At 32.6% G+C, this 22,079-nt stretch carries 20 protein-coding genes; 8 read left to right on the top strand and 12 right to left on the bottom strand.

Going from position 1 to position 22,079, the window contains the following annotated elements:
* Window positions 1–85: 85 nt before the first annotated feature.
* The 6 genes from ACJJVO_RS08195 to asnB form a co-directional block, all read right to left on the bottom strand.
* Window positions 86–697, bottom strand: a complete 612-nt coding sequence (locus ACJJVO_RS08195; RefSeq protein WP_405572726.1) for a hypothetical protein — start codon at window positions 695–697, stop codon at window positions 86–88.
* A 93-nt stretch (window positions 698–790) separates the two neighbouring features.
* Entirely contained in the window at window positions 791–1,882 is a 1,092-nt protein-coding gene (locus ACJJVO_RS08200; protein WP_405572729.1) for an acyltransferase, read from the bottom strand.
* Between the two features lie 192 nt (window positions 1,883–2,074).
* The gene (gene mdh / locus ACJJVO_RS08205; RefSeq protein WP_405572732.1) at window positions 2,075–3,001 is read right to left on the bottom strand and encodes a malate dehydrogenase; all 927 of its coding nucleotides are present in this window, start codon (window positions 2,999–3,001) and stop codon (window positions 2,075–2,077) included.
* Window positions 3,002–3,131: 130 nt separating this feature from the next.
* Window positions 3,132–4,148: a DUF6588 family protein gene (locus ACJJVO_RS08210; RefSeq protein ID WP_405572735.1), complete on the bottom strand. Its 1,017-nt coding sequence runs from the start codon at window positions 4,146–4,148 to the stop codon at window positions 3,132–3,134.
* A 161-nt stretch (window positions 4,149–4,309) separates the two neighbouring features.
* Window positions 4,310–6,259: a DNA topoisomerase (ATP-hydrolyzing) subunit B gene (gyrB, locus tag ACJJVO_RS08215; RefSeq protein WP_405572737.1), complete on the bottom strand. Its 1,950-nt coding sequence runs from the start codon at window positions 6,257–6,259 to the stop codon at window positions 4,310–4,312.
* Window positions 6,260–6,568: 309 nt separating this feature from the next.
* Window positions 6,569–8,233: an asparagine synthase B gene (gene asnB / locus ACJJVO_RS08220; protein ID WP_405572740.1), complete on the bottom strand. Its 1,665-nt coding sequence runs from the start codon at window positions 8,231–8,233 to the stop codon at window positions 6,569–6,571.
* Window positions 8,234–8,497: 264 nt separating this feature from the next.
* Between asnB and ACJJVO_RS08225 the strand changes: the two genes are divergently transcribed.
* Window positions 8,498–9,034, top strand: a complete 537-nt coding sequence (locus tag ACJJVO_RS08225) for a DUF2911 domain-containing protein (RefSeq protein ID WP_405572743.1) — start codon at window positions 8,498–8,500, stop codon at window positions 9,032–9,034.
* A 138-nt stretch (window positions 9,035–9,172) separates the two neighbouring features.
* Here the strand turns inward: ACJJVO_RS08225 and ACJJVO_RS08230 are convergent, their stop codons facing one another.
* Together ACJJVO_RS08230 and ACJJVO_RS08235 are read right to left on the bottom strand one after the other, a co-directional pair.
* The gene (locus ACJJVO_RS08230; RefSeq protein ID WP_405572745.1) at window positions 9,173–9,718 is read right to left on the bottom strand and encodes an HNH endonuclease; all 546 of its coding nucleotides are present in this window, start codon (window positions 9,716–9,718) and stop codon (window positions 9,173–9,175) included.
* A gap of 55 nt (window positions 9,719–9,773) precedes the next feature.
* On the bottom strand, window positions 9,774–10,406 hold the full coding sequence (locus ACJJVO_RS08235; RefSeq protein WP_405572748.1) for a 7-carboxy-7-deazaguanine synthase QueE: 633 nt from the start codon (window positions 10,404–10,406) through the stop codon (window positions 9,774–9,776).
* Between the two features lie 229 nt (window positions 10,407–10,635).
* On the opposite strand from ACJJVO_RS08235, the gene ACJJVO_RS08240 reads away from it, so the two are divergent.
* From ACJJVO_RS08240 to ACJJVO_RS08265, 6 genes are read left to right on the top strand one after another with little or no spacing between them, the layout of a single operon-like run.
* Window positions 10,636–12,174, top strand: a complete 1,539-nt coding sequence (locus ACJJVO_RS08240) for a helicase HerA-like domain-containing protein (RefSeq protein ID WP_405572751.1) — start codon at window positions 10,636–10,638, stop codon at window positions 12,172–12,174.
* Between the two features lie 19 nt (window positions 12,175–12,193).
* Window positions 12,194–12,751, top strand: a complete 558-nt coding sequence (locus ACJJVO_RS08245; protein ID WP_405572754.1) for a hypothetical protein — start codon at window positions 12,194–12,196, stop codon at window positions 12,749–12,751.
* 42 nt (window positions 12,752–12,793) lie between these two features.
* Window positions 12,794–13,168 carry a cupin domain-containing protein gene (locus tag ACJJVO_RS08250; RefSeq protein WP_405572756.1) on the top strand — a complete coding sequence of 125 codons (375 nt, stop codon included), beginning with the start codon at window positions 12,794–12,796 and terminating at the stop codon, window positions 13,166–13,168.
* A 1-nt stretch (window position 13,169) separates the two neighbouring features.
* Complete coding sequence (locus ACJJVO_RS08255) at window positions 13,170–13,997, top strand: alpha/beta fold hydrolase (protein WP_405572758.1); 828 nt, start codon at window positions 13,170–13,172, stop codon at window positions 13,995–13,997.
* 21 nt (window positions 13,998–14,018) lie between these two features.
* On the top strand, window positions 14,019–14,783 hold the full coding sequence (gene rluF, locus ACJJVO_RS08260; RefSeq protein WP_405572761.1) for a 23S rRNA pseudouridine(2604) synthase RluF: 765 nt from the start codon (window positions 14,019–14,021) through the stop codon (window positions 14,781–14,783).
* Entirely contained in the window at window positions 14,783–15,205 is a 423-nt protein-coding gene (locus tag ACJJVO_RS08265; protein ID WP_405576918.1) for a VOC family protein, read from the top strand. The genes rluF and ACJJVO_RS08265 overlap by 1 nt, the downstream gene beginning before the upstream one ends.
* Here the strand turns inward: ACJJVO_RS08265 and ACJJVO_RS08270 are convergent.
* The 4 genes from ACJJVO_RS08270 to ACJJVO_RS08285 all read right to left on the bottom strand — a co-directional run bounded on the left by ACJJVO_RS08270 (window position 15,191) and on the right by ACJJVO_RS08285 (window position 21,440).
* Entirely contained in the window at window positions 15,191–15,919 is a 729-nt protein-coding gene (locus tag ACJJVO_RS08270; protein WP_405572764.1) for a TIGR02206 family membrane protein, read from the bottom strand. The two genes, ACJJVO_RS08265 and ACJJVO_RS08270, sit on opposite strands and share 15 nt — an antisense overlap.
* Window positions 15,920–15,928: 9 nt before the next feature.
* Window positions 15,929–16,813, bottom strand: coding sequence for a bifunctional 5,10-methylenetetrahydrofolate dehydrogenase/5,10-methenyltetrahydrofolate cyclohydrolase (locus ACJJVO_RS08275; RefSeq protein ID WP_405572766.1), 885 nt, complete (start codon window positions 16,811–16,813; stop codon window positions 15,929–15,931).
* Window positions 16,814–16,916: 103 nt separating this feature from the next.
* Window positions 16,917–18,248, bottom strand: coding sequence for a signal recognition particle protein (ffh, locus tag ACJJVO_RS08280; protein ID WP_405572769.1), 1,332 nt, complete (start codon window positions 18,246–18,248; stop codon window positions 16,917–16,919).
* A 252-nt stretch (window positions 18,249–18,500) separates the two neighbouring features.
* Complete coding sequence (locus ACJJVO_RS08285) at window positions 18,501–21,440, bottom strand: hypothetical protein (protein WP_405572772.1); 2,940 nt, start codon at window positions 21,438–21,440, stop codon at window positions 18,501–18,503.
* Between the two features lie 104 nt (window positions 21,441–21,544).
* On the opposite strand from ACJJVO_RS08285, the gene ACJJVO_RS08290 reads away from it, so the two are divergent.
* Window positions 21,545–22,060: an RNA polymerase sigma factor gene (locus tag ACJJVO_RS08290; protein WP_405572775.1), complete on the top strand. Its 516-nt coding sequence runs from the start codon at window positions 21,545–21,547 to the stop codon at window positions 22,058–22,060.
* The last annotated feature ends 19 nt before the right edge of the window (window positions 22,061–22,079 follow it).

Genomic DNA, 22,079 nt, shown 5'->3' on the forward strand with positions numbered 1-22,079 from the left:
GTTTTTTATGAATTAGATTTTGATCTTTTTAGAGACAAAAAAGACCTTTGTGAAGTTCGAATTATTTTAATATTGAATAATTCTATTATGAAATTGGTCCTGCTCTGACTTCAGGAATTTTATAAGAAAGTCTACCAATAGCATTTACAACAGTATTATTAGCAGCAACTGCTACATTTACTATGTTATTAACTGGTTTTGTATTAAACGGCTTACCAGAATAATTTACTTGAAGCTGATTAGAATGATCCGTTTTTTGATTGACTTCTGTTACTTGAGTGCCTTCAAAATCCCAATTAAAATTACTATCTGATTTAATTTCAGAAATATTAAGCTCGTAATCTTTGGCCTCTTTATCTTTAGGGAAATTATTTGAATGTTGCTGAGAAGTATGATAAGCGATATCAAAACCATCTGCCTTAAAAAGCACATCTTGAATCTGTGAAACTTCAGAATCGCTATGATAGGTAATTCTAAGTTGACCATCTCTATTTTGACCAATCTGAATATGAGTAACACCTATACTTTGTAATTTGTATTGAATAGATTCAATAGCTTTTTCAGAATCTTCTATAGAAACCGATTTATCTAAAAACTGAACTACAATCTGCTGATTAGGTACCGTTTTTTGATCCATAAACGCTCCTAAAAACGCCAAGATCACAACGACTATCGCAAAATGTAATTTAATTTTCATGCGTCAAATATAAGTAAAAAAACAAAGGATTTCTATATGAATTTGAATTGCAAACTTTTAAGCCTCAACCTTCAAATTGTTAAATCTATCAATTTATTTAGCTTTTAATTCCTTGGATGGGTTTTTACCATAACCAATAAGGTAAAATGAATACTTAGGAAATAGCTTATTCACACCTATGGCAACACCCATACTCACACTTAACATAAGCAAAATAATCAAGATATAAGACAGCAACGAATAGCCTTCAAAACTTAAGTTAAAATAGTTTTTTACAGTAAAAATCATCTTTAATATATAAACATGTAAAAAATAAATAGCAAAACTTGTATTTGCTAAACTGTTTATAATGTTGCTTTTAACGTGTTCAAACCTATGTAACCATACCATAAAAAACAAGCAAACAAAGACCATTTTAAATATTATTAAATCAACACCATTATAGGTTAAAAAGTGATTTCTATAAAGACCTACATCTCCATTATTTGTTTGTAAAACAACAAAACCTAAAGCAATAATTAAGAGGTATATGTCTTTACCTTTTAATAGTTTGTAAATTTTATCCTTATGTATGGCGCACATAATTCCCATTAAATATAATGGTGTAAAATAAATCATAGATTGAACAGCTTGAAATAAAAACGTTCGGGTATAAGGTCTTTGTACAAATGAAGCAATTATTAAGAGTATAACAAATATAATGAGCTGCTGTTTAAGTTTAAGTTTAATAAACTTTACATGTAGTGGTGACATTAGCGTCATAACTACTATAAAAGGAATATACCAGTATGCCGTAATATGAGCTCCTGTTATTACATATTTAAATATTGATATTAAATACCAAAACCACCCATTATATTCGGCTAAATTAGAATTATCCCAATAGTTCGGTATGGTAATTAAACTGACAACAATAGGCAATATTGATAAAAATAAGTAAGGCTTTAAAAATCGATTTACACGTCCTCTAACAAAAGTTGAGTACTTATAGTTCTTGTATAAGACAAGATAAAACAGAAAGCCTGAGATAAAAGAAAAATTTAGTGTAGCTCCACTAATGGCGTTAAAAAAAAACTGACTGACGTAGGTATCCAATTTTAAATCAGCCACAAACTGTGCATGAACTGCAATAATCATTACGATTGCCAGTGCTCTATAATGATTAATAGAATTAAAAAACTTCATTTTTGGGACTTCAAATATAAAAGTATTAATGTTACTATCAGGAAACAAGAATAGTTAATAAAAAAACTACTATAAATGAACAATTCACATTATCTAACACCATATTTCCATGAAATTTTGAAAACAAATAACTTAACATAAAAAAAGAGGATTGCTTTAACAATCCTCTTTACTTATTTGTAAAATAAAATTTTATAGTTCTAATAAACCATTTGTTTTCTTCACACCTTCTGCACTTGCTTTCATATGTTCTTTTTCAGCAGCACTTAATGGAACATCAACAATCTTCTCGATTCCGTTTCTACCTAAAACTACTGGTACACCAATACATAAATCAGTTAAACCATATTCACCGTCTAATAAAGTTGAACATGGATAAATTTTCTTTTGGTCGCAAGCAATAGCCTGTACTAATCCACTTACTGCTGCACCTGGTGCATACCAAGCAGATGTTCCTAAAAGTTTTGTTAGAGTCGCACCTCCTACCTTAGTATCTTCTGCAACCTGATTTAAACGGTCTTCAGATAAAAATTCAGATACTTTTATACTGTTTCTTGTCGCGTGAGAAATTAATGGTACCATTCCGGTATCACTATGTCCACCAATTACCATTCCGTCAACATCACTAATAGGAGCTTCTAATGCTTCTGCTAATCTATATTTAAAACGAGCAGAATCTAAAGCACCACCCATTCCAATAATTCTATGCTTTGGCAAGCCTGTAACTTTATGCGCCAAATACGTCATAGTATCCATAGGGTTACTTACAACTATAAGAATAGTATTTGGAGAGTGCTCAACTAAACTTGTAGATACTGTTTTAACAATACCTGCATTAATACCTATTAATTCTTCACGTGTCATTCCTGGTTTACGAGGAATACCTGAAGTAATTACACAAATATCGCTATTTGCTGTTTTAGAATAATCGTTTGTACTTCCTGTAATTTTTGTGTCAAATCCATTTAAAGATGCACACTGCATTAAGTCCATTGCTTTTCCTTCTGCATAACCTTCTTTAATATCAAGAATCACTACTTCTGAAGCAAAGTTTTTAATTGCAATATACTCTGCACAACTTGCGCCTACTGCACCTGCGCCTACTACTGTAACTTTCATATTTATACGTGTTTTTAATGTAAAACTAAATGTTATTAATTACCGTAAATTTACGAATAAAATTACTGCAAACGAAGAAAGCACAAGAGTAAATCTTGTGCTTTTATATTATTTTAATGGTAATCTAATTTTATCTAAATCCGAAGTTGACTCCTAAAGAAAATGCATTAAATTCTGACAAGTGGTATTCTGCATTAAGTCTAAAAAATCCTAATTTTAATTTTGTTCCTACTGTACCTCTAACTGCAGATACTTCACTTGAAACTGAAAATGGATCTTTAATAGTTTCCGTAGTTAAAAAACCGTCAGTTACTCTATAATCACCAAGTATATCAGATTCAGAAGTTCCTTTTATATAACCAACTCCACCGTAGAAATTAATAATTTTAAATTTGGTAGAGGCTATTAATTGAAACAACCATGTATTGGTATTATTTTCTAAACGCTGGTTTTCACCTTCAATTCCAGAAGATTCTGTTATATCATAAGTTCCGTCTAAATGATTGTAAGCCACTAATCCAGACAATGCGATAGGCAAAAGATTATTGGCAGGAAGCCACTCAGTAATTTCAAATTGTAAACCAGCACCATACATAGATAGACTGCCTTGATCAGTATCAATATTAGGTACAAAACGTGCTTTTAATTCTAAACCACTACTTATACCTAATGCTCCTTGTATAAAGGCAGATGGCAATAAGCTCTGATTATGCTCTCCAATACCTTGAGGTAACTCAATTTCGGTAGTTTGCTCTCCAAAAATTAGATCGTCATAGACGACTTCTACATATATATCTGGATCATTTTGCCCTAAAAAAGAGGCTACATTTTGAGAACTTGGTCCTTGTGAAAACTGAACATTATTATAATCGGCTGCATTAAGATTAAACACTTTGTGCTCATCCTTTACCACTGCAGCATTTGCAACAACCGATATTTCAAAACCACCAAGGGGTTTTACTTTTGCGGAATTAAACCAATTGGCATTCATGCTATGCATTAAACCATTTGTTCCTGGTGCTAAATAATCGTTAGCAAAGCGTTTTGCGTCATCTATTCCTGCAGCTAATAAGACATCTAAGTCATTTTGGGCATTTGAAACTGAAGCACTAAAACATAAGGTTAGCAATAAGATTATTTTTTTCATCTAATTAAGTTTAAATTATTTGGGATACAAATATATCAAAATATCCTTAACATCACACTTCGTCGTGTTTTATTGCATTTTATCGTTGTGTTTAAAAACAAAAAAAAGCAATTACATCATTAATGTAATTGCTTTCTAATCTATTTAATTAAGTCTTTTATCTATGCATCAATATTTGCATAAATAGCATTCTTTTCAATAAACTCTCTACGAGGTGGCACTTCGTCTCCCATTAACATTGAGAATACGCGATCTGCCTCTACTCCGTTATCAATTTGAATTTGACGTAATGTTCTAAACTCAGGATTCATTGTTGTATCCCAAAGCTGCTCTGCATTCATCTCACCAAGACCTTTATAACGTTGAATTTTTGAAGACTCTCCAAAATCATCCATAATAGCCTGACGTTCTTCATCATTCCAAGCGTATTGCTTCTTTGCACCTTTTTTAACTAAGTATAAAGGCGGTGTAGCTATATAGATATGACCATTTTCAATCAACTCCTTCATATATCTAAAGAAGAATGTTAAGATTAATGTTTCAATGTGAGAACCATCTATATCGGCATCACACATAATCACAATTTTATGGTATCTTAATTTTGAAAGATTAAGCGCTTTGCTATCTTCTTCCGTACCTATAGTAACACCTAAAGCTGTAAAGATATTTTTAATTTCTTCGTTTTCAAAAACTTTATGAGTCATAGCTTTCTCTACATTAAGAATCTTACCTCTTAATGGCAATATAGCTTGAAAAGCTCTATCTCTACCTTGTTTTGCCGTTCCACCTGCCGAATCTCCCTCGACTAAGTAAACTTCACATTTTGCAGGATCTTGCTCAGAACAATCTGATAATTTACCAGGCAAACCACCAATACTCATTACCGTTTTACGCTGAACCATTTCACGTGCTTTTTGCGCTGCGTGACGTGCTTGAGCGGCAAGAATCACCTTCTGAACAATAGTCTTAGCATCATCTGGATGCTCTTCTAAATAATCAGTTAACATTTCTGAAACCGACTGACTTACTGCTGCTGAAACCTCACGGTTTCCTAATTTGGTTTTTGTTTGTCCTTCAAACTGTGGCTCTTGTACTTTTACAGAAATAATGGCTGTTAAACCCTCACGGAAATCATCACCAGCAATATCAAACTTCAACTTGTCTAACATGCCAGATTCATCCGCATACTTTTTAAGGGTATGAGTTAAACCTCTACGAAAACCAGAAAGGTGAGTTCCACCTTCATGTGTGTTAATATTGTTTACATAAGAATGTAAGTTTTCTGCATAAGAGGTGTTATAAATCATAGCAACCTCAACTGGCACACCATTCTTTTCTCCTTCAAAAGAAATTACATCGTTCATTAAAGGCTCTCTTGTTGCATCTAAAAACTTAATAAATTCTTTAAGTCCTTCTTCAGAATGAAACGTTTCACCTTCAAATTCTCCATCGTCTTTTTTATGACGCTTATCAATTAAATGAATCGTTATCCCTTTATTAAGGTAAGCCAACTCACGTAAACGACTTGCTAAAGTATCGTAATTATATTCTAAAGTCTGCGTAAAAATTGTTGGGTCTGGCTTAAAAGTAACTATAGTACCTCTCTTATCAGTTTCGCCAACTTTTTTAACAGGATACATTGCTTTTCCTCGCTCGTACTCTTGCTCCCACACGTCTCCTTTTCTGTAAACCGTTGCTTTTAAATGTTCTGACAATGCATTAACACAACTCACACCAACACCGTGTAAACCACCAGACACTTTATAAGAATCTTTATCGAATTTACCACCAGCACCAATTTTAGTCATTACAACCTCTAATGCAGAAACACCTTCTTTTTTATGTAAATCTACAGGAATACCACGACCATCATCTTCAGTAGTAATAGAGTTATCTTCGTTGATAGTTACCGTAATATTATCACAGTGACCAGCCAACGCCTCATCAATAGAGTTATCTACAACCTCATATACTAAATGGTGTAAACCACGCACACCAACATCTCCAATATACATGGATGGACGCATACGCACATGCTCCATTCCCTCTAGGGCCTGAATACTATCTGCTGAATAATTATCCTTATTAAATTCTTCTTTCTTTTCGCTCATTATAATGAAATAATTTTAGTTCGATTTATCGCATAAAAAAATGACACGATTGTATCATTTTTGAATACTAACAAATATAAGAAATTAAAACACCTTTTAAAAGCTTTTTACACGTTGAGACGGATAATTATTAACATTTGTTAATTTTTTAAAAAATGGCTTAGAATGCTTAAAAAGCAGCTTAAAACCAATTTGAAGCTCTTAATACCCATCTAAAAACAAGAGTAAACAACAAAATCTCGCAGAAGCGAGATTTTGAACATTTATATTTTAATAATTCTACATAAAAACGACGAATTCACATCTTTTTTAATACGCCTTATCATGCACATTAGCAATAGCTCTACCAGAAGGATCATTCATGTTTTTAAAGGCTTCATCCCATTCTAAAGCTGTTGCCGTACTGCAAGCAACACTTGCTTCTTGAGGCACGCTTAATGCTGCTGCATCACTTGGAAAATGACCTTCAAAAATACTTCTGTAATAATACTCTTCTTTGTTTAGAGGTGTATTTATTGGAAAACGAAATGCTGCATTTTCTATTTGCTCATCTGTAACTTCTGAAGCAACGAGTTCTTTTAAAGTATCGATCCAACTGTAACCTACACCATCAGAAAACTGTTCTTTCTGTCTCCAAGCTACGCTTTCAGGTATCATATCTTCAAATGCTTTACGAACAACCCATTTTTCCATACGTTCTCCGTTAATCATTTTATCTTGTGGGTTGATGCGCATGGCCACATCCATAAATTCTTTATCTAAAAATGGCACACGACCTTCAATTCCCCATGCTGCTAAACTTTTGTTAGCTCTTAAGCAATCGTACATGTGTAACTTATCTAATTTACGAACTGTCTCATCATGAAATTCTTTAGCATCTGGAGCTTTGTGAAAATATAAATAGCCACCAAATAACTCATCTGCTCCTTCACCAGATAATACCATTTTAATTCCCATAGATTTAATAACTCTTGCCATTAAATACATTGGTGTCGATGAACGTATGGTTGTTATATCGTAAGTTTCGATGTTATAAATTACATCTTTAATAGCATCTAAACCTTCTTGGATAGTGAACTTAATCTCATGATGAACCGTACCAATATGATCTGCCACTTTTTTAGCTGCAGCTAAATCTGGAGAACCTTCTAACCCAACTGAAAACGAGTGTAATTGAGGATACCATGCTTTTTCTTTATCATCGGCTTCGATACGTCTTTCAGAATACTTTTTAGCAATGGCAGACGTTACTGAAGAATCTAAACCACCAGATAATAAAACTCCATAAGGCACATCACTCATTAATTGTCTATGTACAGCATCTTCTAAGGCTTGCTTTACTTCAGCAATACTAGTTTCATTATCTTTTACAGCTTCATACTCTGCCCAATCGCGTTTGTACCATTTTACAAATTCACCATCTTTACTAGACATGTAATGTCCTGGAGGAAATAATTCAATTTTAGTACAAATACCTTCTAGTGCTTTTAATTCTGAAGCCACATAGAATGTTCCGTTTTTATCCCATCCTATATATAAAGGAATAATTCCCATATGATCTCTAGCAATGAAATACTCATCTTTTTCAGCATCATAAATAGCAAAACCAAAAATACCGTTCATATCATCAACAAAGTCCACACCTTTTTCTTGATACAAAGCTAAAATCACTTCACAGTCACTTTGTGTTTGAAAATCATACTTACCTTCAAATTGTTTTCTTATCGCTCTATGGTTATAGATTTCACCGTTGGCTGCTAAGATTAATTTTTTATCTGGACTTAACAAAGGTTGTTTTCCTGAAGCTGGATCTACAATTGCCAAACGCTCATGCGCCATGATCACTTTATCATCACTATAAATTCCGCTCCAGTCTGGTCCACGATGACGAATGGTTTTTGCCATCTCTAATACCTGAGGTCTTAAATCTTCAACTTTTTGCTTTATATCGAACGCACATACAATTCCGCACATAACTTTTATCTTTTTAACTAGGCTTTAATTAAACCTTACATTATTAATTAGAGGACAAATATGAAGTTAAACTTTCATATTAAAAACATAAAAAACAATAATGGTTACAATTTAAAACAAAAAATTAAAAAAACTAACCATATTAAAACCAACTTATCCTTAAATAAATAGTTTATCTGTTAATCTGTAAATTTTAGTATTTCCTTACGACATAGTACACATATTAAACTCTATTTTTAACCAAACAAAACAATTAAAATTATTATGAAAACAACAAGACTTTTTACAACTATTGCTTTTGCATTTATGATGCTTGTATCTTTTAATGTAGACGCTCAAAAATTTAGTGGCTTAGACAAAAGCCCAATGGATGCAGCTTCTTTTGGTAGAGGAAACGAACAGTTAATTAAAGTGTATTATGGAAGACCTCAACTTAAAGGTAGAGATGCTAAAAAATTAACTCAAAAAGATAAAGTATGGAGAACAGGTGCTAATGAAGCTACTGAACTTATTTTATTTACCGATATGAAATTAGGAGGCAAAACAGTTAAAGCTGGTACGTATTCTTTATTTACTATGCCAGGCGATAAAGAATGGACAATTGCCATTAGTTCTGATGTAAACAATTGGGGAGCTTCTGGTTATAAAGAAGATAATATTGTTGCTAGCATTACAGTCCCTGTAACAGAAGGCAAAGAATCTTTAGAAGCATTTTCTATCGCTTTTGATAAATCAGATGATGGTGTACAGATGCATATGGGTTGGGGAACTATTAGAGTTGCTGTACCTTTTACAAAGTAAATATATTCACTTTTAGATATTGAAAAACGCCTTGAGAAATCAAGGCGTTTTTTAGCTATTAAAAAAATAGGGTTATCAAAACAAAAACAGCCACAGAAAGAACTTCATTTAAAAAATTCTACCCTAAGTAGACACATATTATAAAGATGGTACATGTCCCCAATTCTCACCAGTTTTAATCCTTTGCAGTTGCATTGTGCTAACACCAAATCGCTTTGCTATCATTTTTAACCTCGTTCTTCTATTTGGATCATTTAGCATCTTTTTTATACGTCTAACATCGTTTTCTGAAAGCTTTGCTGAAGTTAGTTTTTCTGGCCTTTTATAACTAGGATTAGAAAACTGATGGATTTCTTTTTCGCGTTTTGTAACCCATTTAAGATTATCTATGTGATTATTCAATTTATCGTAATCTAAATGAATGACGTATACTCCATCCTTTTGCTCTAAAAAGTGTTGCGCTAGTATTTTATGCAAATAATATGTTTTGAATTTCCCCTTTTCTATTTTTTTTACTTTAAAATACAAGTAACCATGCATCTTATAGGGTTCAAAAAGAACTTTTTTTCCATTTCTAATTCGGGCTAATCGACCGTAATTAGATAATTGATATTTTTCATCAGGATGCACAAAGTCATCAAAAACAACGGTTTTCCATTGCTCTTTCCATAAATCTCTTATCATTTTATAAAAATTAAGGGTTTCTAAAAAAATAATAAAAACTAGTTTATTTTAGTTTTTAAGGGATATTCAAATACTTATGTGTTTGTAAAGAAACTTTCCATTTAGGATTTTCCATTACGTAATCTACTATTTGCGGTACCACTTTATCTCGCTTACTCCATTCTGGTTGTAAATATAATATACAATCTTTATTTACTTTAGCAGCTTGCTCTTCTGCAAAACGGAAATCGTCTTTATTGTAAATAATACACTTTAATTCGTGTGCCTTTTCGTAAACTCTTTCGGTTGGTAATTTCATCTTTTTTGGAGACAGACAAATCCAATCCCAAGTACCAGATAACTCATAAGCACCAGACGTCTCAATATGTGTTTGTACTCCTTTGGCTTTTAGTTGTGCCGTTAAAGGTCCCATGTCCCACATTAACGGCTCACCACCAGTAACAACAATGGTATTGCTATATTTCACTGCATTCTCAACAATCTTTTCCGTTTCCGTAGGCGGATGTAATTCTGCCAACCAGCTTTCTTTAACATCGCACCAATGGCAACCTACATCACAGCCACCAATTCTCACAAAATAAGCAGCAGTACCTTTGTGAAATCCCTCACCTTGAATCGTATAAAACTCTTCCATTAAAGGCAATAACAAACCTTTATCTATTAACTCTTGTCGTTCTCTTCTTGTCATAGTGGGCAAAGATAGTTATTTAGTTTACAGTCTCAGTCTCAGTTTGCAGTAATTTTAGTGATTAGAAGTTGGCTTATTAAAATCTTTTTTGCCTTGTAAAGGCGCAATGACACAAAGTTTAAAAATACAAATATAAAACTGAATACTAAGACAGCGACTGCAAACTGAGACCAAAAACTATTTCATACTTGATTAAAATTAGAGTATTTTTATCCAAATTTTCTGACTAATGAAGAATACAGAAGCATTCATAAAAGATATAAACCAAGGAAACACCTTTAAAGGCGACTATATTACCCTTGGTTCTGCCATGCTTGATGGTAAAACTATAACAAACACCTTTGTAAATGTCCCTTTAAAAACCATGAACAGACATGGTCTTATTGCTGGTGCAACTGGTACTGGTAAAACAAAAACGTTACAAGTATTAGCGGAGAATCTTTCTGAGAAAGGTGTTCCTGTTTTGTTAATGGACATTAAAGGAGATTTAAGTGGTTTAGCAAAACCGAGTCCAGGACACGCTAAGATTGATGAACGAATGGAAAAAATTGGCTTGCCTTTTGAAGCCAAAGGATTTCCTGTAGAATTATTGACGTTATCAGAACAAGATGGTGTAAGACTTAGAGCCACTATCAGTGAATTTGGACCTGTTTTAATTTCTAGAATATTAGATGTTACGGAAACACAAGCAGGAATTATTTCAGTGATTTTTAAATATTGCGACGATAACCATCTGCCGCTATTAGACCTTAAAGATTTCAAGAAAATATTGCAATATGCTACAAGTGAAGGCAAAAAAGAATTTGAAGAATCTTATGGTCGTATTTCAACAGCTTCAACAGGAGCCATCCTTAGAAAACTAATTGAAATTGAGCAACAAGGTGGAGATTTATTCTTTGGAGAAACCTCTTTTGATACTCAAGATTTATTGCGTATCGATGAGAATGGTCGTGGTTATATTAACATTATCAGATTAACAGATATACAAGATAAGCCCAAATTGTTTTCAACTTTCATGTTGAGTTTATTAGCTGAAATCTACTCTACCTTTCCAGAACAAGGAGATAGTGGACGACCAGAATTAATTATGTTTATTGACGAAGCGCATTTAATTTTTAATGAAGCGTCAGACGCCTTATTAAACCAAATTGAAAGCATTGTAAAACTGATACGAAGTAAAGGTGTTGGTATTTATTTTGTTACGCAAAGTCCAACAGATGTACCAGAATCTGTTTTAGGTCAATTAGGTTTAAAAGTACAACATGCTTTAAGAGCATTTACTGCCAAAGACAGAAAAGCGATTAAATTAACTGCTCAAAACTATCCAGATACAGCATATTACGACACAGCAGAAGTATTAACCTCTCTCGGAATTGGAGAAGCATTAGTATCTGCATTAGACGAGAAAGGAAAACCAACTCCATTAGCTGCAACCATGATGCGCGCACCAATGAGCAGAATGGATGTTTTAACCGAATCTGAATTAGGAAGCTTATTAGCCCAATCTCAATTGGCTAGAAAATACAATAAAGAGATTGATAGAGAGAGTGCTTACGAAATGCTAAATGAAAAGATTAAGCAAGCCGAAGCTGAAGAAGCTAAACAAAAAGCTAAAGAAGAAAAAGAAGCATTAAAACGTGCTGAAAGCAAACGAAAAACAAGTACAACGCGGAGAAAAAGCACACGAATGAATCCTATTGTTAAGGTTTTAACCAGTGCAACCGTTATAAGAGGAGTCTTAGGAATATTAAGTAAAATGATTAAATAAAATAATGTCTAAATCTAAAATGAAAAACACCCTATTTGCAGTATTAATTTGTGGCCTAATAATAACTAGTTGCACCACAGACAAAGCATCAAACCCTTTTGCAGTAACTAAGAGTCATATTGGGTTACTAACTGATTCTACACAAGTAAGAGAATTAGAAGCCATTTTTAGTAATGACTCAGTAGTACGTTATATTGCAGGAGATGAATTTATAGGCTCTGTAAATACCATTGAAATTTTTGAAAAAGGAGGAAAAAAACTATTAGACTTATCTCCTAAAGAAGCTTTAGATTCTACTTCAGTTATTTCTAGTGTCAACATTATTGACGCGCGATTTAAAACTGAGAAAAATATATCTACGTTAAGTACGTTTAAAGATATTAATGCCGCTTATAAAATTTCAAAAATTGATAATCTTATAAATGCTATTGTTGTTTCTGTGAATGAAATAAATGCATCTTTCACTATTGATAAAAAGGAATTACCAGCTAGTATGCGTTTTGATATGAATATGACTATTGACCCTATTCAGATTCCTGGAAAAGCGAAGATTAAATATTTTATGATTCATTGGTAGATTAAAATTAGATACCTTAATTTTAGGTAAACAGTTAAAAGTATGCACAAAAAGCAAAAATATACAATTCAAAATTCGCCATTTGTAGTGCCTACAGACGACGGTAAAATTATAAAAGAACACTTTGGAAATGCCACAGATGGTAATTCTCAATTAAGTATTGCTCACATGGTTGCGCCAGCTGGTTGGTCAGAACCTTTTCAAACTCCAGAATTCGATGAATACACCTTTATTATTAGAGGAAAAAAGCAATTTATCATCGATGGTGAAACTATAGTCTTAGAAGCTGGTCAATCAATTAAAGTAGAAAAAAATACCAGATTACAATACTCTAACCCTTTTACCGAACCTTGCGAATACTTAGCTATTTGCTTACCTGCTTTTTCAATAGAAGCAGTAAATAGAGAAGACAACTGATATGAGTAGTTTTGTAATTAAATCTATTGGAAACGCACTCAATGCAACGAGTTTAATTTCATCTAAATATGCCTCTAAAAAGGCACTTAATTTATTTGCTTCTCCAAGAAAAGGGCGTTATAACGACGATCAAAAACGCATTATAGAATCCGCTTATTTTGAAGAAGTCAAATATAACAACATGGAAATTGCAACCTACCGTTGGGTGGGCAAAGGCAAAACTGTTTTGTTAGCACATGGCTGGGAAAGTAATACCTCACGTTGGGATTATATTTTAAAAGACTTAAAAGCACAAGACTATAATATTATTGCTTTAGATGCTCCTGCTCATGGTAGATCTGATGGCAAACAATTTAATGCTGTTTTATATTCTGAATTTATAAATGTAGTGGTGAAAAAATTTCAACCAGACGTTTTAATAGGGCATTCCGTTGGTGGAATGGCAAGCGTATTTTGCTTGCATAAGCACCAATTACCATCTATAAAAAAACTTGTGCTCTTAGGTGCGCCAGCTCATTTTACAGGTGTATTTGACAGATACAAATCAATGATGGGTTTTAACAACCGAATTTCTAATGGTTTAGATCAAATTGTTTTAGAACGTTTTGAGCAACCAGTATCTTATTTTTCTGCAGCTAATTTCACGAAGAACTTTGCCGCAAAAGGTTTAATTATTCATGATAAAAATGATCGCATTATTCCATATGAAGATGGACAATTAATTGCTAGTCGTTATAAAAATTCTAAATTTATTTCTACTACTGGTTTTGGTCATGGTCTAAAAGATGCATCTCTAATTCCACAGATTATTGAGTTTATTAATGAATAATCTTTATTGTATTTTTACAGCATGTCACAAGAATTAAAACGCCTTAATAAATACCTCAGCGAAGCAGGCTATTGCTCACGTAGAGCAGCTGACCGATTAATAGAAGCAGGAAGAGTTACCATAAACGATGTTGTCCCAGAAATGGGTACAAAAGTAGCATCAGAAGATGTTGTAAAAGTTGATGGTGAAATTATTGGCGAACGCAAACAAGATTTTGTTTATTTAGCTTTTAACAAACCCGTTGGAATAGTTTGTACTACAGATACACGTGTTGAAAAGGACAATATTATTGATTACATTAATTATCCCAAACGTATTTTCCCAATTGGAAGATTAGATAAACCCAGTGAAGGTTTAATTCTACTTACGGATGATGGAGATATTGTAAATAAAATTCTAAGAGCTAGTAATAATCACGAAAAGGAATATATCGTCACCGTTGACACTCCTATTTCTCAGACCTTTATTGAGCGTATGTCTGGTGGTATTTATTTGGAAGACTTAGGTAAGCGCACCAAAAAATGTGTAGTTAAGAAGATTGACAAATTTACCTTCAGTATTATTTTAACACAAGGCTTAAATCGCCAAATTCGTCGCATGTGTGAGTACTTAAATTACGAAGTACAAACCTTAAAGCGCGTAAGAATAATGAATATAAAGTTAGATATCTCATTAGGTCAATACAGAGAGCTTACTAAAGAAGAATTTAAAGAATTAAACACACTTATAAGTGATTCTGTAAAAACATTTCAACCCAAAACAATAGATAGGTCTAATAATCATTAATTATGGCACTTACTCCTTTTCACTTAGCAATTCCTGTAGATAATCTTTCTAAATGCAGAAATTTCTACACTAATGTTCTAAATTTTGAAGAAGGACGTAGCAGTGATCATTGGGTAGATTATAACTTTTTTGGACATCAGTTAGTCATACACTATAAAGAAAAACAAACCACTGCAGATGCTACTAATTTGGTAGATGGCAAAGCTATTCCTGTACCGCATTTTGGTGTTGTTTTACCTTGGAAAACATTTCAAAATTTTGCCGAATTATTAAAATCTAAAGGCATTACATTTATTATTGAACCTTATATACGATTTGAAGGACAAGTTGGTGAACAAGCCACCATGTTTTTTAAAGACCCTTCTGGCAATGCTCTAGAGTTTAAAGCTTTTAAAGATATGACTCAGTTATTTGCTAAGTAGTTTTTCTTGCTTACCACAAAGTAAAAACGGTAAATAAATTAAAAGAAACAAAGGAATAATAATCAACTGACCAACTAGAATATAATAAGGCCATTCCCCAAAATAATCTAATAACGTCGCTGATTTAGGTTTCTCATTTAAATAAAAATAATTAGCATCTAAGAGTACATTCAATACTATCATTAAAACGACATAAACCTGAAGTGCTAAAAAAGATTTAAAAACACTTCTCAAGGTTGGTTTCATTTTCAATTCAAATACAAAATAGAAAATAATGGATAGTAACCCTAAATGCACTACCCAATACCTAAAATAATCGAAACTAGGAAAACCATTCGTTATATCTGGTGTAATAACAGCTTGTAAAGTGCCTCCTATGATCCAAAACACTAATATTTCAAACATCCAGTACTTACGGTAGTGTGTAAAAAAAGGAATGAGAAGTGCCATTAAACTACAGAGGTAAAGTGGCAAATCGGTTTTGACATTATAATTACTGAAAAGTATGCGATATAAATGAAATCCAATAAGCGTAGCAGAAACCATCCACCCTAAATAGTGAACAGCCTTTTGTTTTTGTGGCTCATTAAAATGCTTCTTAGAATATTTAACTAGAAAAACAGTAAAGCCAATAGCAAACAGAATAGGAATGATATGCTGAAAACTACCTATCGTTACTTTTGTATTAACGATAGATAGCCACAGTAACTCCATACAAAAATATTACCTATTGTATTTTCTGTGCTGCTCTCTAGCCAATAATGTATTTTTTAATAGCATTGCAATAGTCATTGGGCCTACTCCACCAGGAACCGGAGTGATAAAACTCGCTTTTTTACTCACGTGTTCAAAATCCACATCTCCTGTTATATAATAACCTTTTTCAGAATCATCAGTTACACGAGAAATCCCAACATCAATAATAACAGCATCATCTTTTACCATTTCTGCTTTTAAGAAATTAGGAATACCCAATGCTGATATAATAATATCTGCTTGTGATGTAATCTGTGTAATATTCTTAGTGTGACTATGCGTTAAAGTTACAGTTGAGTTTCCAGGAAAACCTTTTCTACCCATTAGTATACTCATAGGTCGACCAACAATGTGAGAACGACCAATAATTACGGTATGCTTACCATCTGTATCAACTCTGTAACGTTCTAATAATTCTAAAATCCCGAAAGGCGTTGCAGGAATAAAAGTAGACATATCCAATGCCATTTTTCCGAAATTCATAGGATGAAATCCATCCACATCTTTGTTAGGATCTACAGCCATTAATACTTTTTGAGTATTAATTTGACGTGGCAATGGCAACTGTATAATGAAACCATCGATATCATTATTCTTATTTAACTCTTCAATTTTATCTAACAACTCAATTTCACTCGTTGTACTCGATAAACGTACCATTGTAGACTCAAAACCAACACGCTCACATGCTCTCACTTTACTGCCAACATAAGTTAAACTTGCTCCATCATTACCAACAATTACTGCTGCTAAATGCGGAACTTTTTCATCATTAGCTTTCATCTTATCGACTTCGGCTTTGATTTCGTTTTTAATGTCGTTGCTTATTTTTTTTCCGTCTAAAATTGTCATGCTGTTGGTTGTTGTTTTCTAGCAAAAGCGCTATAGCGCTAATATTTACTTGGTTATATTTAAATATTTAAAAAAATCTACGGAATATAGAAACTTAAAATTTCTATTTTGGCATATTCTGCATCGCTTGCATCATACGCTTTCCTCCTCCACCTTGCATCATCTTCATCATTTTACTCATTTGCGTAAATTGCTTTAAGAGTTGATTTACTTCTTGTACAGATGTACCAGAACCTTTACCAATTCGTTTTTTACGACTTGCATTTATTACTGATGGATTAGAGCGTTCTTCTGGTGTCATTGAATGGATAATTGCTTCAATACCTTTAAAAGCATCATCATCGATATCAATATCTTTCATCATTTTGCCAGCTCCAGGAATCATTCCGATAAGATCCTTCATGTTACCCATTTTCTTGATTTGCTGAATCTGTTTTAAGAAATCATCAAACCCAAACTGATTTTTAGCAATCTTCTTTTGAAGTTTACGTGCCTCTTCTTCATCAAACTGCTCTTGAGCACGTTCCACTAAAGACACCACATCACCCATACCTAAAATACGATCTGCCATACGTGATGGATAGAAGACATCAATAGCTTCCATCTTTTCACCTGTACCAATAAACTTAATTGGTTTATTTACTACAGACTTAATAGAAATTGCTGCTCCACCTCGTGTATCACCATCTAATTTAGTTAGGATAACACCATCAAAATTCAAGATATCATTGAAGGCTTTTGCCGTATTCACCGCATCTTGACCTGTCATAGAATCTACAACAAATAAGGTTTCTTGTGGTTGAATTGCTTTGTGAATATTAGAGATTTCAGTCATCATCGCTTCATCTACCGCTAAACGACCTGCTGTATCAATAATAACAACATTAAAACCATTAGCTTTTGCATGAGCAATACCTGCTTGCGAAATCGCTACAGGATCATTATTTCCTCTATCACTAAAAACCTCAACACCTATTTGATCACCGACAACATGTAACTGATCTATTGCAGCAGGACGATAAACATCACAAGCTACCAATAAAGGCTTCTTCGTTTTTTTGTTTTTTAAATAATTGGCAAGCTTACCAGAAAAAGTGGTTTTACCAGACCCTTGAAGACCTGACATTAAAATTACACTTGGATTACCAGAAAGATTAATACCTTCTACATCACCTCCCATTAATTCGGTTAATTCGTCTTTAACGATTTTAACCATTAATTGACCTGGTTGTAATGTGGTTAGTACATCTTGACCAAGTGCTTTTTCTTTTACACGTACGGTAAATTCCTTTGCAATTTTAAAGTTAACATCGGCATCTAAAAGCGCACGTCTTACTTCCTTAAGTGTCTCAGCAACATTTACTTCTGTAATGCTACCATGACCTTTTAATACGTGTAACGCTTTATCTAACTTATCACTTAAATTATTGAACATGTTTCTAGTATTCTATTTGCAGCCTGCAACAAAGCAGCCCGTAATTATTTAATAAGCTGCAAATTTAAGAATTTATGAGCGAATTACTAATGAGTTTAAGAATTAGTTTTTTGTTACAAATGAAGGTTTAAGAAGATAAAACATTACATATATTGACTTTTTGCTTTTAAAGAAAAAGAGCTACTCATGGCGAGCAACTCTTTTTAATCAACTTAACTAACTTACTAAAATTACTAACTTTTAGCACTTTCTTTATTCACAGGTTCTATCTAGAACTATTTCATTATTACTATCATTAACATTATGCAACACTAATTGTTCTGCTGTACATTCCACCACTCTCCAACTACCGTTTATAGCTTGGATATTTGGACCTGCAACATTTGAGAATTCAATAATTACACCATTGTTTTGTGATGTTATCCAACTAGCATCGATTGTAATTGTATCATTATAAATAACTACTATACCTGAGTTTGACTCAAAATCGAAATTATAACCGATTAGATTATCACTTCCGTTATAACTTGTGATGTTCCATTGGCATTCAGTTAAAATTCCATCAATATCTCCTTCTGTACAATCATTAGAATTACAATCTTCTATAATTAACTCATGGGTAAATATTTCATAAACCAAATTATCTGAAGCTAAAGCCACCCTAGAATATATAATTTGTGGATTTGAATAATTTGTAAAAGGACTGACTAAAGCTCCAACTTGTGCTTCAGCATCAGCTACCGACAAGTAAAAATTATACTCTACATCATCATTTGGACAGTTTGCAAAGATTTGCTGTAAATTAAAGTTTGCTAAGCCATCCACAGCACCATCTTCTTCATCGCATGCTGTTAAATTATAATTACCAAAACACTCAAAATAATTGCATTCAACCGTATTTAAGAAAACAGCAAAGACTTCAAAGTTTCCGCTTTCAGCTTCTATTCTTAAATACACTTCTGTCACTAATGTTCCGTATGCTTCAGTATTTACTATTGGGTTTACATCATTCTGTGCATCTATTAAAGTTTCGTGAAATGATGGATAATAAACTTCAGTACAATCTACCAAACCTATGGTGTTTGCGCTTAAATTATAAACAGGCACATTATTTGGTTGGTCACATTCTACAATTTCAAAATCTCCGAAACAACTAAAAACAGCATCATTACAAGATTCAACTATAAGCTCTAATTCTTGTATAGCAAATTCATGTGTTTCTTGATTAAACACTCTAAAATATATGGTTTGAGATGCTAATTCTGTTGGTGTTGTTAACTGAATATTTAAGTGATTTGTTGTATTCACAGCATCTTCATATGTAGGATGATAACTTCCAGCTATTGGATAAAGTGCTATACATTCTGACGTTTGTAAACTATTAGTTTCAAAAACAAAAGTTGCTATTCCGTCATTATTATCATCACATTCTTGAGACAAAACATATAGACTATAACAATTTAAAAGATCTTGATTATTAACTTCACAAGCTTGTTCTAAAACAATATTATTATCATCGTTAACCAAATACAATTCGCCTTGTTCACATTCCACAACTTGCCATTGCCCATTTAATGTTTCATAACCTTGTTGAAATGTAAAATCTATAAATATGTTTGTTGAAATGGTCACAAGATCCCAAGTACCAATTGGTGATTCTAAATTATCTGCACCTTCAACAAATACATTTCCATCAGGTCCAAAATGAACATAAACAGGAACAAATGAATCAAAAAGATTTGTTTGTAACGACCAAGCACATTCCAAAATATCTGCATTAATATCTTCAACTGAACAACCTAAATCTCCTAAACAATCTTGTTCTAATTCCAGTATAGTATTATCTTGAATAATTGTTAATTCATTTGAGGATTCATCATTGTCATTACAAGAGATAATTATCCATTCTCCTCCTAAACTATCTTGAAATGCCGTTAAGTTTGAAAATGTAAGCGCAACACCATTATCTGTAGAAGACAAACTCCAATAACCACCAATTGCAGATGCTGCCATCCCTTCTGAGATTTGTAGCTCTCCATTATCATTAAAAATTAATTGATAGTTGTCATAATTACCTGTGCCATCTGTAAAATCCCATGGACATTCTTGTAAAATGCTACTGATATCTGTAATTGAGCACTCTAAATCATCATCACAATCTTGTTCAAAATACATCCCTGTTCCGTCAACTGAAAGGTGTTCAAAACGTAACTCGTCATCACCACATTCTACAATTAACCAATTACCAAATTCAGCTTCGTAGTAGTAGAAAGATTCAATAAAAAGCTCCAAGCCTGCATCTGTTTCATTAATTGCCCAGGACGTGTAATGTGTTTCTGTTGTAATACCTTCAATAGTTAAAACAGCATTTTCATTAAAATTAAAAAAATACGGACCATCTAAATTATCTAAATCATTATTAGTGTATACATAAACTTCCCAAGGACATTCCATTAAATTCAATACAACTTCATCTTCTACACAATCATCGTTCTCATCCTCACAAAATTGATCTGCGTCTTCAATTGCATTTGCTAATTCTTCATTAGTGTTAACCTCAATGGTTTCACCATTACCATATTCTAAAGTTATAGGAAAGTCTAAACTAACGATTAAAGTATTTTCATCTTGATCCAATTCTTCCAAAAACACGTATAAAGCTTCATCATTTTCAATGACAATGGTTTCGATAAGATTAAATCCTGAATTAAAAACCGAAAATGAAATAGGGTATATAAAATCGACACATTCAATAACATCAATATCATCCTCAACACATGCTTCAATAAAATTTAGAAGTTGGTCTTCATTCTCAATGACAATTTCGCTATAATCACTAAATATAACAGTAATAGGAAATATAAAATCTAAGATATCGTCATCAACAGAAACGTTACTTAATAAATCCTCTAGTTCAAATAAATCAGCTTCAGTTTCAATTATAATAGTAATATCGCTTAACACAATAGTCACTGGTAATTCTACTGAAAAGCAACTTGCATTGTCTAAAAAATCGTCTACTGCTCCATCATTAGTTGCAGTTCTACTCATAAGATTTGCCAAATTAGTACCTGGCACAATAGTTTCTTGCTCATTTTGATCTTCAATTTGAGAAATCTCGTCTTGACAAGATGAAACACAAAAAAGAACAAAAATGAAGCTAATTAGAAAGTGCTTAAATTTGGTTTTCATAGTATTTATACTTTAACTATTTATTATAAAACAGTTTAGTTATAAAAAGTCCTACTCGCAATTATTAAAATATTATTTATAATTTGTGGCACCTTTAAGAAGCTATGAGTAAACCTTTACGAAATAACATTTGCGAATCACAATTATTTGAAAGTATCTATAAAAAGCACGCCAAAAACTTGCATGATTTTTTGTATTACAAATTTGGAGAACACTTAAATCCACAAGATCAAGTTCAAGAGGCATTTATAAAATTGTGGAATAATTGCAGTAAAATTGAACCAAGCAAAGCAAAAAGTTACTTATTCACTACAGCAAATAACTTAATGCTGAATGCTTTTGCGCATCAAAAAGTAGTATTAAAGCATAGTAAAATCCCTCAAAAACATTCTACTAATGAAACACCAGAATTTGTTTTACAAGAAAAAGAATACCATCAAAAACTAGAAAAAGCCATCAATAAACTAACTGAAGCACAACGTGTTGCATTTTTAATGAATAGAGTTGAAGGCAAACGCTTTAAGGAAATAGCAGAACTCTTAGACATTTCTGTAAAAGGTGTTGAAAAACGTATTTATGGAGCTTTAAAAAAATTAAGAGAAGACATAGATGAACTTTAAAACTTAAAGATGGTAGGGA

Source organism: Winogradskyella sp. Asnod2-B02-A (genome assembly GCF_045063645.1).
Classification (GTDB): Bacteria; Bacteroidota; Bacteroidia; order Flavobacteriales; family Flavobacteriaceae; genus Winogradskyella.

Bases quoted from the DNA above. Each gene is read 5' to 3' on its own strand.
- ACJJVO_RS08210 (WP_405572735.1), bottom strand. From the start codon at position 4,148: ATGAAAAAAATAATCTTATTGCTAACCTTATGTTTTAGTGCTTCAGTT.
- ACJJVO_RS08225 (WP_405572743.1), top strand. From the start codon at position 8,498: ATGAAAACAACAAGACTTTTTACAACTATTGCTTTTGCATTTATGATG.
- ACJJVO_RS08245 (WP_405572754.1), top strand. From the start codon at position 12,194: ATGAAAAACACCCTATTTGCAGTATTAATTTGTGGCCTAATAATAACT.
- ACJJVO_RS08255 (WP_405572758.1), top strand. From the start codon at position 13,170: ATGAGTAGTTTTGTAATTAAATCTATTGGAAACGCACTCAATGCAACG.
- ACJJVO_RS08235 (WP_405572748.1), bottom strand. From the start codon at position 10,406: ATGACAAGAAGAGAACGACAAGAGTTAATAGATAAAGGTTTGTTATTG.
- ACJJVO_RS08290 (WP_405572775.1), top strand. From the start codon at position 21,545: ATGAGTAAACCTTTACGAAATAACATTTGCGAATCACAATTATTTGAA.
- ACJJVO_RS08195 (WP_405572726.1), bottom strand. From the start codon at position 697: ATGAAAATTAAATTACATTTTGCGATAGTCGTTGTGATCTTGGCGTTT.
- ffh (WP_405572769.1), bottom strand. From the start codon at position 18,248: ATGTTCAATAATTTAAGTGATAAGTTAGATAAAGCGTTACACGTATTA.
- gyrB (WP_405572737.1), bottom strand. From the start codon at position 6,259: ATGAGCGAAAAGAAAGAAGAATTTAATAAGGATAATTATTCAGCAGAT.
- mdh (WP_405572732.1), bottom strand. From the start codon at position 3,001: ATGAAAGTTACAGTAGTAGGCGCAGGTGCAGTAGGCGCAAGTTGTGCA.
- asnB (WP_405572740.1), bottom strand. From the start codon at position 8,233: ATGTGCGGAATTGTATGTGCGTTCGATATAAAGCAAAAAGTTGAAGAT.
- ACJJVO_RS08240 (WP_405572751.1), top strand. From the start codon at position 10,636: ATGAAGAATACAGAAGCATTCATAAAAGATATAAACCAAGGAAACACC.
- ACJJVO_RS08285 (WP_405572772.1), bottom strand. From the start codon at position 21,440: ATGAAAACCAAATTTAAGCACTTTCTAATTAGCTTCATTTTTGTTCTT.
- ACJJVO_RS08230 (WP_405572745.1), bottom strand. From the start codon at position 9,718: ATGATAAGAGATTTATGGAAAGAGCAATGGAAAACCGTTGTTTTTGAT.
- ACJJVO_RS08275 (WP_405572766.1), bottom strand. From the start codon at position 16,813: ATGACAATTTTAGACGGAAAAAAAATAAGCAACGACATTAAAAACGAA.
- ACJJVO_RS08200 (WP_405572729.1), bottom strand. From the start codon at position 1,882: ATGAAGTTTTTTAATTCTATTAATCATTATAGAGCACTGGCAATCGTA.
- ACJJVO_RS08250 (WP_405572756.1), top strand. From the start codon at position 12,794: ATGCACAAAAAGCAAAAATATACAATTCAAAATTCGCCATTTGTAGTG.
- ACJJVO_RS08270 (WP_405572764.1), bottom strand. From the start codon at position 15,919: ATGGAGTTACTGTGGCTATCTATCGTTAATACAAAAGTAACGATAGGT.
- rluF (WP_405572761.1), top strand. From the start codon at position 14,019: ATGTCACAAGAATTAAAACGCCTTAATAAATACCTCAGCGAAGCAGGC.